At 65.8% G+C, this 14,087-nt stretch carries 14 protein-coding genes; 3 read left to right on the forward strand and 11 right to left on the reverse strand.

Annotation, left to right across the window (positions count from 1 at the left end):
* Positions 1–16: 16 nt before the first annotated feature.
* From K320_RS0113690 to K320_RS0113720, 7 genes are all read right to left on the reverse strand, one after another.
* Complete coding sequence (locus K320_RS0113690) at positions 17–343, reverse strand: c-type cytochrome (protein ID WP_024539399.1); 327 nt, start codon at positions 341–343, stop codon at positions 17–19.
* A gap of 74 nt (positions 344–417) precedes the next feature.
* On the reverse strand, positions 418–2,139 hold the full coding sequence (locus tag K320_RS0113695; protein ID WP_024539400.1) for a PQQ-dependent methanol/ethanol family dehydrogenase: 1,722 nt from the start codon (positions 2,137–2,139) through the stop codon (positions 418–420).
* Between the two features lie 241 nt (positions 2,140–2,380).
* Positions 2,381–3,343 carry a quinoprotein relay system zinc metallohydrolase 1 gene (locus K320_RS0113700; RefSeq protein ID WP_024539401.1) on the reverse strand — a complete coding sequence of 321 codons (963 nt, stop codon included), beginning with the start codon at positions 3,341–3,343 and terminating at the stop codon, positions 2,381–2,383.
* Positions 3,340–4,140 carry a quinoprotein dehydrogenase-associated SoxYZ-like carrier gene (locus K320_RS0113705; RefSeq protein WP_024539402.1) on the reverse strand — a complete coding sequence of 267 codons (801 nt, stop codon included), beginning with the start codon at positions 4,138–4,140 and terminating at the stop codon, positions 3,340–3,342. The genes K320_RS0113700 and K320_RS0113705 overlap by 4 nt, the downstream gene beginning before the upstream one ends.
* Positions 4,141–4,142: 2 nt before the next feature.
* On the reverse strand, positions 4,143–4,985 hold the full coding sequence (locus K320_RS0113710) for an ABC transporter permease (RefSeq protein WP_245593891.1): 843 nt from the start codon (positions 4,983–4,985) through the stop codon (positions 4,143–4,145).
* On the reverse strand, positions 4,967–6,160 hold the full coding sequence (locus K320_RS0113715) for a type 1 periplasmic-binding domain-containing protein (protein WP_024539404.1): 1,194 nt from the start codon (positions 6,158–6,160) through the stop codon (positions 4,967–4,969). Before K320_RS0113715 ends, K320_RS0113710 begins: the two co-directional genes overlap by 19 nt.
* Entirely contained in the window at positions 6,157–7,095 is a 939-nt protein-coding gene (locus K320_RS0113720; protein WP_024539405.1) for a PQQ-dependent catabolism-associated beta-propeller protein, read from the reverse strand. Before K320_RS0113720 ends, K320_RS0113715 begins: the two co-directional genes overlap by 4 nt.
* Positions 7,096–7,384: 289 nt before the next feature.
* Between K320_RS0113720 and K320_RS0113725 the strand changes: the two genes are divergently transcribed.
* Together K320_RS0113725 and K320_RS0113730 are read left to right on the forward strand one after the other, a co-directional pair.
* Positions 7,385–8,389, forward strand: coding sequence for a tripartite tricarboxylate transporter substrate binding protein (locus K320_RS0113725; RefSeq protein ID WP_024539406.1), 1,005 nt, complete (start codon positions 7,385–7,387; stop codon positions 8,387–8,389).
* Positions 8,386–9,144 carry an ATP-binding cassette domain-containing protein gene (locus K320_RS0113730; protein ID WP_024539407.1) on the forward strand — a complete coding sequence of 253 codons (759 nt, stop codon included), beginning with the start codon at positions 8,386–8,388 and terminating at the stop codon, positions 9,142–9,144. The genes K320_RS0113725 and K320_RS0113730 overlap by 4 nt, the downstream gene beginning before the upstream one ends.
* Before the next feature lie 8 nt (positions 9,145–9,152).
* On the opposite strand, the gene K320_RS0113735 is transcribed toward K320_RS0113730, so the two are convergent.
* On the reverse strand, positions 9,153–10,634 hold the full coding sequence (locus K320_RS0113735) for a cobyric acid synthase (protein ID WP_024539408.1): 1,482 nt from the start codon (positions 10,632–10,634) through the stop codon (positions 9,153–9,155).
* Between the two features lie 231 nt (positions 10,635–10,865).
* Here K320_RS0113735 and K320_RS0113740 point away from each other — a divergent pair, with 231 nt between their 5' ends.
* A complete protein-coding gene (locus K320_RS0113740; protein WP_034343522.1) occupies positions 10,866–11,525 on the forward strand; it encodes a hypothetical protein in 660 nt (219 codons plus the stop codon).
* 93 nt (positions 11,526–11,618) lie between these two features.
* Here the strand turns inward: K320_RS0113740 and K320_RS0113745 are convergent, their stop codons facing one another.
* The 3 genes from K320_RS0113745 to K320_RS0113755 are packed head-to-tail and all read right to left on the reverse strand — an operon-like array spanning position 11,619 to position 14,062.
* On the reverse strand, positions 11,619–12,125 hold the full coding sequence (locus K320_RS0113745; protein ID WP_029696158.1) for a methylated-DNA--[protein]-cysteine S-methyltransferase: 507 nt from the start codon (positions 12,123–12,125) through the stop codon (positions 11,619–11,621).
* 36 nt (positions 12,126–12,161) lie between these two features.
* Positions 12,162–12,989, reverse strand: coding sequence for an ABC transporter ATP-binding protein (locus tag K320_RS0113750; protein WP_024539410.1), 828 nt, complete (start codon positions 12,987–12,989; stop codon positions 12,162–12,164).
* Complete coding sequence (locus tag K320_RS0113755) at positions 12,986–14,062, reverse strand: FecCD family ABC transporter permease (RefSeq protein WP_051384933.1); 1,077 nt, start codon at positions 14,060–14,062, stop codon at positions 12,986–12,988. Before K320_RS0113755 ends, K320_RS0113750 begins: the two co-directional genes overlap by 4 nt.
* Between the last annotated feature and the right edge of the window lie 25 nt (positions 14,063–14,087).

Genomic DNA, 14,087 nt, shown 5'->3' on the forward strand with positions numbered 1-14,087 from the left:
CGACGCGGTCCTTCGTTCAGGGCTTGGCGGCCAGAATCCACTCTGCCAGGGTCTTCAGGTCATCGGCGCTCAGGCTCGGGTGTGCCGGCATGGGTATGCGCCCCCACTTCCCCTTGGACCCATATTGGATGGACTGTGCAATGGAGGCGGCCGCGTCGCTTTCGCCCGCATATTTTTCCGCCACCTTGACGTAGGCCGGGCCCACAACCTTTTCAGTCATGGCATGACAGCTCAGACAGCCATTGGCCTTGGCCAGCTCCTGCGCCGCGGCTGCATCCACAGCCCACGCAGGCGCCACAGCACCCGCAGTCATCACCAACATTAAAAACAGGGCACAACGCATGTCCCACCTCGATATACAGCTATTAAAAAAGAGCGATGCAGGCTAGCTGCACCGCTCGCTCCCACCAGAGAGGATTACTTCATGAGTTTGAAGGTCCAGACCGTGCCGCCCTGTTCGAGGAAGTTGACCTTCTTGGCCACTTCACCACCCCACAGGGGCACAGCACCGCCCCAACCAGAGACCACGCTGAGGTATTGCTCGCCATCCTGCGTCCAGGTGATGGGAGGCGCAACGACGCCCGAACCGGTCTGGAATTTCCACACTTCCTTGCCGGTCTTCGCATCAGCCGCCTTCAGATAGCCCTCGGGCGTGCCCCAGAACACCAGGTCACCGGCCACCAGCACACCTCCCCAGAGCGGGGCTTCGTTCTTGATTTCCCAGGCGATCTTGCCGGTCTTGGGATCGATCGCGCGCAGCGAGCCGATGTAATCGTCATACAAGGGCTTGATCGTGAAACCCGCACCAAGGAAGGCGGCGCCCTTCTTGTAAGTGATGGGTTCGTTCCAGATTTCCATGCCCCATTCGTTGCTAGGCACATAGAACAGGCCGGTCTTGGGGCTGTACGCCATGGGCATCTGGTTCTTGCCACCCAGGAAGCCGGGGGCTGCGAACACGGCCTTGCCCTTCTTGCCATCGGCATCAGGCGCGGTCGGGTCGCCCGGGCGGTTCTCCGGCACGAAGTTCGGACGGCCGGTCTTCAGATCGACGCCAGTGGCCCAAGTCTGCTTGGTCACGAACGGGAAAGCATTCTGGAGTTTGCCGGTCTTCGCGTCGATCACATAGAAGAAGCCATTGCGGTCCGCCTTGGCGCCCATGCGCTTGCCGTCCATGTCGAAAGTGATGAACTCGTTCACGCCGTCGAAATCCCAGCCGTCATTGGGCGTACCCTGGTAGTGCCAGGCGATCTTGCCGGTCTTGACGTTGATGGCCACCGTCGACGATGTGAACAGGTTGTCCCCCTGGCGCACATGGCTGTTCCATGGGCCAGGGTTGCTGGTACCGAAATAGGCCAGGCCCGTGGTCGCGTCGTAACTGCCACCCATCCAGGTGGAACCGCCGCCGGTCTTCCACGTCTCGCCCGGCCAGGTGGCGTTGAGCGTGCCGGAAATGCCGTTCTCCTTGCCATTGAGGTAGCCCATGTGACCTTCGACCGTCGGGCGTGTCCAGACCATCTTGCCGGTCTTGGCGTCGCGCGCCTGCACTTCGCCGACCACGCCGAATTCCCCCCCCGAATTGCCGGTGATGACCAGGCCGTCGACCACCAGCGGAGCGGCCGTGTAGCTGTAACCGGCCTGGTAATCGGCGATCTTGTCTTTCCAGACGATCTTGCCGGTGTCCTGATCCAGGGCAATGATCTGCGCATCCAGCGTGCCGAAGATCACGAGGTTGTCGTAGAGCGCGGCGCCGCGATTGACCACATCGCAGCAGGGCATGATGCCTTCGGGCAGGCGATGCTCGTACTTCCAGAGCTTCTTGCCGGTCTTGGCGTCGACCGCAAAGATGCGCGAATACGAGGCCGTGACGAACATCTTGCCGTTGTAGACCAGCGGCTGGCTTTCCTGGCCGCGCTGCTTTTCACCGCCAAAGGACATGGCCCACACCGGGGTCAGGCGATTGATGTCCTTTTCGTTGATGTCCGTCAGCGGGGAATAGCGCTGGCCCTGCGTGCCGAGGCCCCAGGTCAGCACATCGCCCGGGGTCGTGGCGTCGTCGGCCAGCATCTTGTCGGTCACGCCGGCCGTGGCAACCTGTGCAGCAGCCATCATCACCAGCAGACTCAATAACTTGCGTTTCATCTATGTCTCCTGCAAACATGAGAAAAATTCGCCAGTGCACCATGCACCAGCCCCGTGATGCCGTCTTCACGGCGGTACCCATCACGCGCTACGGCTTATTGCAAAACGCGTGCCAATCCGTTCCCGGCAACAGGGGCATTGGTCGCCCTTGGCTGAGGGCCGCATGGAACAGTCTCATTGCGCGGATCGTTGCAGGATGTTCAGTTGCGGAACAAATTCCGCAAAATCGTATCGGGTGCGATCACTTGCCTGGGCCGTCAAGCGCTGCCCTCTCGTAGCGCGGGTACCAATGCACCAGGGTGCGTTGCCATTCGGCTGGCTGCGCGGCCCATTTGGCAAAGCGTTCCGGAACCGGCTGGCGCATCAGTTCGCTCAGGTCCACGCCGCTGGCCGCGCTTTGCCGCAGCGTCGTGGTAACCCATTGAAGCCAGTCCTGTGTCTGCGCAATGCCCTCCATCCCACGCGGCACGGGGCCATGGCTGGGAACCAGTTGCGTGAACTCGCCCGCCTTGCGCCACTGCTCCAGCGTGGCAAGGCTTTCCTGCCATGTCGCGGCGTCGGCATGCGGAGTGGTGGGGACACGATCGGCAAAGACCAGACCTCCCGCAAACAGCACGCCGGTGGTTTTGTCCAGCACCACGAGGTCGTCGTCGGTATGGCCCTTGAGCTGGCGCAGCACCAGCTGGTGCTTGCCCAACGTGATCGTCTGCGGCTCTATCGCCTCGCGCGCCGGGGTCGATTCGGTGCCCTTCATCCAATCGCCGCACAGGCGGTAGAGGTTGTCGGCATAAGCGCCGCCTTCGGCGCGCATGCCGTTGATCGTTCCCTGGAGCGCCTGGGTGGGCACGTCGCTCCATGCCTGATTGCCGAAGAAATAGTCCGGGTGCAGATTCAGATTGAGGATCCGGCGCACCGGTTCGGCCGTCACCTTGGCGATGGCCTTGCGCTGCTGCTCGCCATAAAGGCGCGAAGCGCCCGTGTTGATGACCACCACGCCGTCACCGGTTGCAATGAAGGCGGTGTTGATGATATTGCAGCCATTGGCAGGCAATAGATCGGCCACCGCGCCTTCGATCACCCAGGTGCCCTCGGCAATCTGGCGCGGCTGAAGGTCGTAATTCAGCGTCTTCATATCCGGCGCAGACTGGGCCAGCGCACCCGCGGCGCACAGCAGGCCCAGCGCGCATAGAACCGATGACTTCATGCCCTGACCTCCACCTCGATACGGTTGCCGCCGTTGTCCCGCCCCTTGAGGGTGAAATTTCCGGGGCCTTCCTTGGGCATTTCAAAGGTGATCAAGGGGTTTTCGGAAATGGGTTCGTACAGCCCCATGCGCCACCACGCCTGCCCCGTGCTGTCGAGGAGTTCCAGGCGTTCGAGATGAAAAGCGGGTATGCCGGCCACCAGCCCGGTATCCATGGGGTGCATGATCTGCACCCGCAAACGCCGGTTGTTCGGGCCGTCAAGCACGTTGGAAAAGAACTTGGCATGCACCTGATTGAGCGTCTTGCTCCACGAGCCATCGGCACGGGTAACGCCAGGCACCGTGCAGCCACCGCCAGCAGCCTGCGCGAACGAGCCGCCGACATGCCACATACCGTCCTTGGTCTGCACCAATGCGCGGACGGGCGACCCCTGCTCCAGCTTGATGCGAAAGGCCAGCAGCGGCTCTGCCCGCAAGGGCTCGAACGTCAGGATTTCATGAATCGGGTTGCGATCCGCCATCACCAGCATGCTCTTGATGCCGCCACCCACGCCGCCGAGCGCGCGCGCATCCACCTGCAGCGGGACGTTCATCGCATCATCGGCAAATGCCGGTGTGCGCACGACCACCTTGTCGGTGAACTGCATGGGCGCATCGCCCATGTATTTCTTGCGCAGCACGGGCCATTGCATTGACCCCAGCGGATCCCCGCCGGTATGGTCCTCTTCGGCCGCCCACGCCGCGGCCCCCATGCCGGCGAGCACGCCTGCCCCAATGATCTGTCTGCGTCCCAGCATGATCAGCCACCCCCTTTTTGACGAATGAAGCCGCGCTGCGGGTCGTAGCCCCAGAGCGCGAGCAGGAAAAACACCACGCCACAGACCGCCACCACCGCCCAGGCGAGCGGATTGGCCTGGCCGTTCATCGCAAAGCGCATGGCCTCGACGGCATAAGTGAACGGGTTCACCTGGGCCACGTTGAAAAGCCACAGCGCGCCCGACTCCTCCAGCTTCCACAGGGGATAGAGCGCCGAGCTGATGAAAAACATCGGAAAGATCACGAAATTCATGGCGCCGGCAAAATTTTCCAGCTGCTTGACATAGACCGACAGCATCAGCCCCAGCGCCGCCAGCATGGCCGCGCCCAGCACCATGGCCGCGAGCGCCGCTGGCAGATAGGTGAGCGGCACCTCCACGCCGAAGGCCAGCGCGATCAGCAGGAAGACCAGCATCTGCAGGATGGAAAGCACGGTGCTGGCCAGCAGCTTGAACCCCAGCAGCCAGCTGCGCGCCAGCGGCGCGGTGAGCAGCAGCCGCATCACACCCATTTCACGGTCGTATACCATGGAAAGCGAGCTCTGCATGCCGTTGAACAGCGCCACCATGCCGAGCAGCCCGGGGACCATGTAGACCTTGTATTCGATATAGGTCTCGTACGGCGGGACGATCGCAACGCCAAAGACGTTGTGAAAGCCTGCGGAAAATACCAAAAACCATAGCAATGGGCGCACGAGGGCAGAGATCAAACGCGTAGGTTGGCGCAGAAAACGCCAGATCTCGCGCCCCACCACGGCACGCAAGGCGCGCAAGAGGTGCACGGGCAGGCCGACCGGAACCCGCGCCGTCATGGTCGCTGCTTGCATTGGCTCTCCTGTTCATCCACGCCCAAGGTATCCAGCACCTCCCTGGGATGCAACACGCCATCCACCGGAGCCGTGGCGATGACACCGTCGCCGTCGCTGAGCAGCACGGGCTGGCGCAGCTGCCCATCCCACGGCCGGAACGACAGGCGCTGGCCCTTGAAGCCATCCAGAAACACGGCGGCTGTGCGCAGCTTGCGCAACTGCTCGGCCACGCCGGCCTTGGGATCGTCCGCAAGCACGGTGGCAATCGCCTTGCCAGCCATCCAGGCAGCCCAATCCTGGCCCTGCATCAAACGCTGGAACTGCTTGCGAAAGCGCCGCGTGAGCTGCGGACCGCCATAGCGCTCCCATTGCGGGTGCCAGGCCAGGGACGTGAGGCCCGAGGCCCCCACCACCGGGCGCGGCCACTGGGTGGCGTACGGCACGGTGCGGGCGAATTCGCCATCGCTGTCCATCACGGCCACCACGTCGTGCTCCTTGTCGCTCGTAAGCAGCCGCACGTTCGCCAGATCGCGCTCACGCGGGTCGCCACTGAGCTTGAAGGGCTTGGTCTGCACGATCTTGAGGCCATAGCGCTTGGCCGATCGGGTAAAGGCCTGCTGCATCAGCGCATCGCCCGGACGGGGGCCCTGCAGCATCAGCACCTTGCGCCAGTTGCGCGCGGCGAGGTACTGGGCGATGGCATCCATCTCCATCTGGCGGCTGGGAAAGGTGTGCAGCAATACCGCGGAACAGGCTTCAGCGCGCAGGCTGTCTTCGGGAAGACCGGTGTTGAACACGATGACGTCGCCCAGCGCGGCGGGCGCCGTACGTACCAGTTCGCGCAGCGCCGGCGCCGGCAGATCAGCCACCACGTAATGCACCTCGGCCTTCTTGAGCTCCGCCAGCGCCTTGGGCAGATCGGCAGCCGTGGGCAGCACCACGTCCTTGACGGACAGCGCCAGATCGGATTCCCCCAGCTCGAATTCCGCATCCTTCGCGGCCAGCTGCACCGCTTCCACGGCGCGCCCCTGCGGCTGGCCGGGATAGCCCTGCTCCATGCGCCGGCTGGCGTAGCGCGGATCGTCCGCGACGGAAATGACCGCCACACCGACCGTGCGCGCGGCCCAGGCCGACAGCGGCGCCCCCAGCAGCCACCAGAGGCCTACCGCCAGAGCCAGCAGCGCACGCTTCATGGCTCAATCAGCACGCTGTGCGGCACCCGGCCCGCGGGCACGGTGCGCAGGGCCTTGGCGGCTGCGGTATCGATGAGGGTCATGTCGTCAGACAGGCCGTTGGTCACGTACAGGGTCTTGCCGTCCGGGTGCAGGCCCAGGCCCCACGCGCGCTTGCCCACCAGCACCTGGTGCTGCACCTTTCTGCTCGCCGCATCCACCTGTGCGACGCGGTTGGCGCGGCCCAGCGCCACCCAGACGGTCTTGCCGTCCTGCGTGGCCACCATGCCCACCGGCGTGATGTCGGAAGCACGCAAGCCGTCCACGGCGAACTTGATGCTGGCCTTGACGGTGTGGTTCGCGGTATCGATGACCGTCACCGAGGCATCGAGCTCATTCGTCACCCACAGCTCTGCCCCGCCGGCCACCAGCACCAGGCGGCGCGGGCGCTTGCCCACCTTGATGGACTTGAGCACCTTTTTCTGGGCCAGATCGATGTAGTGGACCGAATTCGCCACTTCGGACGTGACGTAGGCGAACTTGCCGTCGGGCGTGACCAGCACGCCCTCGGGCTCACCGCCCGTCTTGACGGTGAACAGCGGCTTCTTGCTCGCCAGGTCGTAGGCGGCCAGTTCGTTGTCGTCCTCGATCGAGACATAGGCGGTCTTGCCGTCAGGACTGAGATCGAAGATTTCCGGGCTCTCGCCCACCGGCACGGTATCGACCAGCTTGGCGCTGGCAACGTCGACGATGCCCAGCTGGTCGCTGTCGCCACAGCTCACCACGATCTTGCTGTGCTGTTCGGTGAACATCATGGCGCGCGGGCGCTTGCACACTTCAATGGCCGACAGGCGGTCGCCCCTGGTGTTGAAGACCTGCAGCACGTTGTCCTTCTCGCTCGACACGTAGACCCGGTCAGGCACCGGCGCTGCCTGCGCCGACGCCACGATTGCCATGCCCGCCAGGGCCACCCAGCAGGACCGCCCCCCTCGCCCGCTCCACACGCTGTTTCGCACCGCCCGCACCATGTCTTGTCTCCTTGTTGCCCAAAGATACCAAACTCAAAAACCTTCGCCGCACAATCAAGCAAAAAAGGTGCCGCGAATACAGGAATGAAATTTGCCTGCATCGCTTGGCCAAACGCTGCCAAAAGCAGCTGATTGCGTTGATTTCACAGGATTTTTCATGCGAGACCCAGTTTCCGGTCCAGGTTGCGCGAGTTCCATCTGTTCCAGCAAGGAACAGATGAACACCGGACGGCGGCAATGGTTGCGCGGCGCGGCGGCTGCCTCGCTCGCCGCTGCAGTACCTTTGGCAGCACGCGCGCAAGGGTCTGCCCACTGGCCCGCCAAGCCACTGCAACTCATCGTTCCCTGGCCCGCCGGCGGCGCAACCGACCTGACGCTGCGCGTGCTGTGCGAGGAGGCCAAGCCCTTCCTCGGCGAAACCATCGTGATCATCAACAAGCCCGGTGCCGCCGGCACGCAGGTGGCCAATCTGCTCAAACAGGCCGAACCCGACGGCTACACCATCGGCCAGATGCCGATCACCGTGTACCGCTATGCGCTGATGAACAAGGTGGCGTGGAGCCCACTGAAGGATTTCAGCCCCATCCTGCAGGTGGCGGGAACGACTTTCGGGCTGCTGGTGCCGGCCGACAGCGCGTGGAAAACCTTTGGCGACATGCTGCAGTGGGCCAAGGCGCACCAGGGCGAGCTGCTGCTGGGCTCCACCGGCATAGGCACCACCGCGCATCTGGCGATGGAAGAAATCCTGCTTCAGAACCAGATCAAATATGTGCACGTGCCCTACAAGGGCACGACCGACCAGATGCTGGCGATTGCCACCAGGCAGATCATGGCGGGCGTGAATTCCACCGGGTTCACGCCCTGGCTTGAGCAGGGCAAGATGCGCCTGCTGGCGGTATTCAGCGCGGCGCGCAACCCGCGCTGGCCCGAGGTACCCACCATGCGCGAACTGGGCTACCCGAATGCCGTGTACACATCGCCCTGGGGCATCGCGGCGCCGGCAGGCACGCCCCCCGAAATCATCCAGAAGCTGCAATCCGCGCTGGCGCGCGCGGTGCACACGCCGCGCCACCTGCAGGAGCTGGCCCGGTTCGAGCAGGATCTGGAGTATCTTGACACCGCCGATTACGCCAAGGCGCTGCGCGCCAGCGTGGCCCACGAATGCAAACTGCTCGACCGCATGCACCTGCTGAGCCAAACCTGCCCGGTACCGACGACATGACCACCGAACACCCCCTGCTGCTGCAGGCACGCGGACTGAAAAAATCCTATGGCAGCAAGCCGGCCCTCAAAGGCGTGGACCTGCAGCTGCGCGCCGGCGAAATGCTGGCACTGCTGGGTCCCAACGGCGCAGGCAAGTCAACGCTGCTGCAACTGCTGACCGGCCTGTTCACGCCCGACGCGGGCGAGATCGAGGTGCTGGGCCAGGACATGCGCCGCCACCCGGCGCAGGCGCTGGCCGGCCTGGGCGTGGTGTTCCAGCAAAGCGCGCTGGACATGGACCTGAGCGTGATCTCCAACCTGCTGTTTCACACCGATCTGCATGGCCTGCCGCGCGCCGTGGCGCGCGAGCGCATCGCCCGCCACCTGCCGGCGCTGGGTCTTTCGGGTCAGGAAAAGGCCCAGGTGCGCAACCTGTCGGGCGGCAATCGGCGCAAGGTGGAGCTGGTGCGCGCCCTGCTGCACGCGCCGCGCGTGCTGCTGATGGACGAGGCCACCGTGGGCCTGGACCCCGCGTCGCGCCAGCAACTGCTCGCCCATGTGAATCACCTGTGCCACAGCGAAGGCATAGGCGTGCTCTGGACCACGCATCTGATCGAAGAGGTGCAGAACGCGGACCGGCTGATGCTGCTGCACCAGGGCAAGGCGCACTTTGATGGTTCGATTGCCGACTTCATGGCCAAGGCGGGCGAAGGCAGCGATTTCAAGACCGAAATCCTGCGCCAGCTGAGCGGCCCGGCCTCGGCCAACCGCTGAACTGCCGCTCAACCCGCCACCAGGGCGGCGAGCGTGCCGGGCGCAAACGCCTGCCGCACGGCGGCGGCGAGCTGCTCGAACGCGGCCTCCAGCGGCGGCGCGTCCACGCCGAACAAGGCGCGCAGCGCATCGGCATCTTCAAACAGCCCGTGCAGATACAGGCCCAGCACATTGCCCGCGGCGTTGTGCCACGCCATGCCCGGGATGGCCACCCGCGCCACATCCCCCTTGGCCGCCATGCCCGGGTGCTGCACCGTGCGTCCGCTGTGGATTTCATAGCCCTTGACCGGCACGCCCGACAAGGCGGCCCAAGCCCCATGCAGCGCACCGAACCGCCAGGCACCGCGAGAGACGGTCTTGCGCCGCGCAAATTGGGTCACCAGGGGCAGCAGACCCAGTCCCGGGCCGCTGCCGGCCGGCTCGATGCCGTCCAAGTCAATCACGGCCTCGCCCAGCATCTGCAGCCCGCCGCAGATGCCCAGCACCCGGCCGCCCCGCGCCGCATGCCGGGCAATCACGCCTGACAGGCCCTGGGCGCGCAGCCACGCCAGATCGGATGCGGTCGCCTTGCTGCCGGGCAGAATGATCCAGTCGGCGCCTTCCAGCTGGGCCGCGTCGCGCGCCCAGACGAGCCGGATACCCGGCACGCTGCGCAAGGGCTGGAACTCGTCCAGGTTGCTGATGCGCGGGTAGGCAACGATGGCAATGCGCGTCATGCGCTCGCCCGGCGACTCGGCAGTGGCTGCCGTGCCATCGCCAAACCAACCGTCTTCCTCGGGCAAGCCATGCCCGTGGCGCATCGGCACCACGGCCACGGTCGGTATGCCGGTCAGCTCGCGCAATTGTTCGGGCGCAGGCGCCAGCAGCGCGGGATCGCCGCGAAACTTGTTCAGCACAAAGCCCTGAATGCGCGCGCGGTCCGCCTCGGGCAGCAAGGCCCAGGTGCCGTACAGGTGCGCAAAGGCGCCGCCCCGGTCGATGTCCGTCACCAGCAGGCAGCGCGCGTCGGCATGGCGCGCCACGCGCAGGTTCACCACATCGGTCGCCATCAGGTTGATTTCCGCGGGCGAACCGGCACCCTCCACCACCACCACATCGTTTTCAGCGCGCAGCGCATCCAGTGCCGCGGCGATCCGCGGCCACACCGCTTCGCCGCGCCCATGCCAGGGCAGGCGCGACAGCGCTTCATCGACCTGCCCCATCAGCACCACCTGGCTGTGCGTATCCGCCTCGGGCTTGAGCAGCAGCGGGTTCATGCGCACATCCGGCTGCGCGCGCGCGGCGAGCGCCTGGAAATACTGTGCGCTGCCAATCTCGCCTTGCGCGCCATCCGATGCGGGCACCACGCGGGCGTTGTTACTCATGTTCTGCGCCTTGAATGGCGCAACCCTGAGCCCCTGGTTGGCATAGTGGCGGCACAAGGCGGTTGCGATCCAGCTTTTGCCGGCACCGCTGCTGGTGCCCAGCACCATGACGCAGCGGGCGGTCATGCCGAACGCCCCGCCAGCACCCGTTGGATCAAAACTTGGCTCATACGGAAAATCCAGAAAAATCGAAAGCACACACCACGGGCAACAGCGTAACCGGGCGCCGTGGATAAAAACCTGAAACGCGGCGGCGCGCGACCCCATCCAATGGACAGCTCGGGTAGTTTCCTGAAAGAACGAGTGGCCGGGATGAGTGGTTCACCACGGCGTCATCAACGATTTGGAGAGTTCGCCATGAAGATGAAATTGCAAGCATTGTCGATCGCCTGCGCGGCCTTGATGGGCTTGGGCTTTACGGTTTCCACGCCGGCGCTGGCGCAAGGCCATGCGCACGCCGCCACTGCCGCGACGCAGACGGCCCCCAATCTGCACAAGGCCATGCGCGCGCTGTGGCATGGACACGTGGTCACCACGCGCGATTACGCGATGGCCGTGTTTGCCGGCGACCAGGCCGGCGCCACCAAAGCGGGTGATGCCGTCGTGGCCAATGCCAAGGAGATCAGCGGCGCAGTTGCCGGTTTCTACGGTCAGCCGGCCGGCGACGCACTGCTCAAGCTGCTCGCGGGGCACTGGGGCGCCGTCAAGGCATTGACCGATGCCGCACACGCTGGCAATGCCGCCGCTGAAGACAAGGCGCTGAATGACGCCGTCGCCAACGCCGGGCAGATCGCCAAGTTCCTGGCCGGTGCCAACCCGAACTGGAAAGAGGCCGACCTCAATGCCGGCCTGATCGCCCACGGCGGACACCACAAGAAGCAGGTGGACATGATGGCGGCCAAGGCGCCCAAGGCCGACCAGGATGCCGAATGGCAAGCCATGCAGGACCACATGAACGCGATCGCCGACGTGCTGGCGGACGGCATCGCCAAGCAGTTCCCCACCAAGGCGAACTGAGCTCGCGAGACTGCGAGAACCGCAAGGCCTCGCACTGGCGGTTTTCCAGCCAAGGGCCTGGCGGGCATGGAGCCCGCCAGGCTTTTTTCGACCTTACGCGCTGCGCTCCAGCGTCAGCAGCCATTCCTTGCGCGGCACGCCGCCGCCATAGCCGGTGAGGCTGCCATCGCTGCCGATCACGCGGTGGCAGGGCACGATCAAGGCAATCTTGTTGGCGCCGTTGGCCGCAGCGACGGCGCGCGTGGCCGTGGGTTTGCCGATCTGGCGCGCCTGCTCGCCATAGCTGCGGGTCTGGCCGTGGGGAATCGTGAGCAACGCCCGCCAGACGGTCTGCTGAAAGGCCGTGCCCACCAGGTCCAGCGGGATATCGAACTGGTTGCGCTTGCCGGCGAAATACTGCGCCAGTTCCTTCCCGAGCTGGCGCGTGAACGCATTCTCGCCCGGTACCGGCGGGCCACCGCGGGCCGCCTCCACCTGGGCGATCTCGCGCGCCAGGCCCTTGGTGCGCTCGGTGAACTCCAGAAGACACAACCCCTTGGGGGAGAGCAAGGCGGTCATTTCTCCCAAAGGGGTGGAATAGGTGTGGGATATCAGGCTCATGGCATCCTCGCGCGTCAGTGCGGCCATGATCCTACGTTAATCGCGCCATGCGGCGCCACCGGCCTGGGCATGGCGGCCCGCGGTCGGAGCGCCCCGGAGCTCCCGCGGCAGCGCTATCCACTGCCCCTGCACCGGATGGATGGCGATGCGCTGGCCAAAGGCGGCCACCAGCGCTTGGTGCGTGGCGGCCTCATGGCTGGCGCCAAAATGGCTCAGCCGCCCGTCGCGCACAATGGCAAGGTCGTCCGCCTGCAGCGCCATGTTCAGCTCGTGAAGCACGCTCACCACCGTGGCGCCGCCCGCCACCAGGGTGCGCACCGCGGCCAGCCAATCGGACTGGTGCGGCGGATCGAGGTGGGCCAGCGGCTCATCCATCAGCAGCACCCGTGCCTGCACCGCCAGCAGGCGCGCCAGCAGCACCCGCTGGCGCTCGCCGCCCGAGAGCTCCCCGAGGCGCCGGCCACGCAGCTCCCAGCACTGCATGCGGCACAGCGCCGTGCGCACCGCGGCCAGGTCACCGTTGTCTGGCGGCGCCAGCCAGGCCCGGTGCGGCAAGCGCCCGAGCATCACCGCATCCCACACCAGCAGATCATCGCCGCCCCCCTCCTGCTGGCCCATCCACGCCAAGGCGCGAGCACGCTCGCGCGTGGGCCAATCGGCCAGTGGCCGCCCCAGCAGGCGCACCACCCCTTCGCACGGCAGCAGGCCAGCCAGCACGCGCAGCAGTGTCGATTTACCTGCTCCGTTGGGACCGGCGATGGCGCACCAGCGGCCAGGCGCCAAATCCAGCTGCAGGCCATGCAACGTGAACCCAGCGCCCATGCGCGCCCTGGCGATCCGCGCCTGCAACGCCATGGCGCTCACGCTGCAGCCCCCGCGCCCGAGCGTCGCCCCATCAGCCACAGCAGATAAACACCCCCCAGCACCGCCGTCAACACACCCACCGGAAGCTCTTGCGGCGCCACCAGCAGGCGTGCGGCGATATCGGCCAGCACCAGCAGCAGCCCGCCCACGAGGGTGGAGAGCAGCAGCAGCGGCCCGTGCGTGCAGCGCACCATAGAACGCACCAGGTGCGGCGCCACCAGTCCGACGAAGCCAATCAATCCGGTCTGCGCCACCGCGGCGCCAGTGGCCAAGGCCAGCACACCCACGAGCAAGGCACGCAGAGGCGCCAGCGGCAACCCCAGGCTGAGCGCGGTGCTCTCCCCCAGGGTCAGGGCATCGAGCACGCGCGCCAGCGCCCAGGACAGCAGCAGCAGCGGCGCCAGCACCGACGCCATGACGGCGCAGCCCTCCCAGCCGACGAAGCCGGTCATCCCCAGCGTGAAGCCCTGCATGGCCTGCAGCACATCGGGCTGCGCCAACTGCACCAGATCACGCACGGCGCCCAGCACAAAACCCACCACCACACCCGCCAGCAGCAAGCGCAAGGTCTGCTGCACGCCGCGCGCCAGTGCCAGTGCCAGCAGCACGCCGCCCAGCGCGCCCAGGAAGGCGGCGCCGGTCAAGCCCAGCCGCGCCAGCCAGGGCGTGGCCGCCTGCAGCAGCAGAACGCTGCCGCCGCCTGCCGCCAACCCGCCCGCCCCCAGCGCCGCATAGACCAGCGCCACCGCCAGCGCGGCGCCCGAAGCGCTGCCCAGCAAAAACGGATCCGCCAGCGGATTGCGAAACAAGCCTTGCGCGACGGCACCCGCCAAGGCCAGCAGCGCGCCGGCCAGCCATGCCCCCAGGGTGCGCGGCAGGCGGATGTTCCAGACGATCTGCGCCGCCGCCGGGTCATCGCGCACGCGCAGCAAGCTGTCCAGCCCGGTGCTGCCCACGCTCGCTCCCCAGGCCAGCGCCAGCAGCGAGAGCGCCAGCAGCAGCGCAGCGAGCCAGCGCACGCGCGATCCTGCCTGGGGAAAGATCCCGGCTGCGGGGCCGGCCAAGGTATTCATACCAATATATTCAATCAAATTGGCT

Source organism: Comamonas badia DSM 17552 (genome assembly GCF_000484635.1).
GTDB lineage: Bacteria > Pseudomonadota > Gammaproteobacteria > Burkholderiales > Burkholderiaceae_C > Comamonas_C > Comamonas_C badia.

Excerpts from the sequence above, each read along its gene's own strand:
- K320_RS0113720 (WP_024539405.1), bottom strand. The coding sequence starts at position 7,095 with ATGGCAATCGTGGCGTCGGCGCAGGCAGCGCCGGTGCCTGACCGGGTC.
- K320_RS0113740 (WP_034343522.1), top strand. The coding sequence starts at position 10,866 with ATGAAGATGAAATTGCAAGCATTGTCGATCGCCTGCGCGGCCTTGATG.
- K320_RS0113690 (WP_024539399.1), bottom strand. The coding sequence starts at position 343 with ATGCGTTGTGCCCTGTTTTTAATGTTGGTGATGACTGCGGGTGCTGTG.
- K320_RS0113735 (WP_024539408.1), bottom strand. The coding sequence starts at position 10,634 with ATGACCGCCCGCTGCGTCATGGTGCTGGGCACCAGCAGCGGTGCCGGC.
- K320_RS0113745 (WP_029696158.1), bottom strand. The coding sequence starts at position 12,125 with ATGAGCCTGATATCCCACACCTATTCCACCCCTTTGGGAGAAATGACC.
- K320_RS0113755 (WP_051384933.1), bottom strand. The coding sequence starts at position 14,062 with ATGAATACCTTGGCCGGCCCCGCAGCCGGGATCTTTCCCCAGGCAGGA.
- K320_RS0113710 (WP_245593891.1), bottom strand. The coding sequence starts at position 4,985 with ATGCAAGCAGCGACCATGACGGCGCGGGTTCCGGTCGGCCTGCCCGTG.
- K320_RS0113705 (WP_024539402.1), bottom strand. The coding sequence starts at position 4,140 with ATGCTGGGACGCAGACAGATCATTGGGGCAGGCGTGCTCGCCGGCATG.
- K320_RS0113700 (WP_024539401.1), bottom strand. The coding sequence starts at position 3,343 with ATGAAGTCATCGGTTCTATGCGCGCTGGGCCTGCTGTGCGCCGCGGGT.
- K320_RS0113725 (WP_024539406.1), top strand. The coding sequence starts at position 7,385 with ATGAACACCGGACGGCGGCAATGGTTGCGCGGCGCGGCGGCTGCCTCG.
- K320_RS0113715 (WP_024539404.1), bottom strand. The coding sequence starts at position 6,160 with ATGAAGCGTGCGCTGCTGGCTCTGGCGGTAGGCCTCTGGTGGCTGCTG.
- K320_RS0113695 (WP_024539400.1), bottom strand. The coding sequence starts at position 2,139 with ATGAAACGCAAGTTATTGAGTCTGCTGGTGATGATGGCTGCTGCACAG.
- K320_RS0113730 (WP_024539407.1), top strand. The coding sequence starts at position 8,386 with ATGACCACCGAACACCCCCTGCTGCTGCAGGCACGCGGACTGAAAAAA.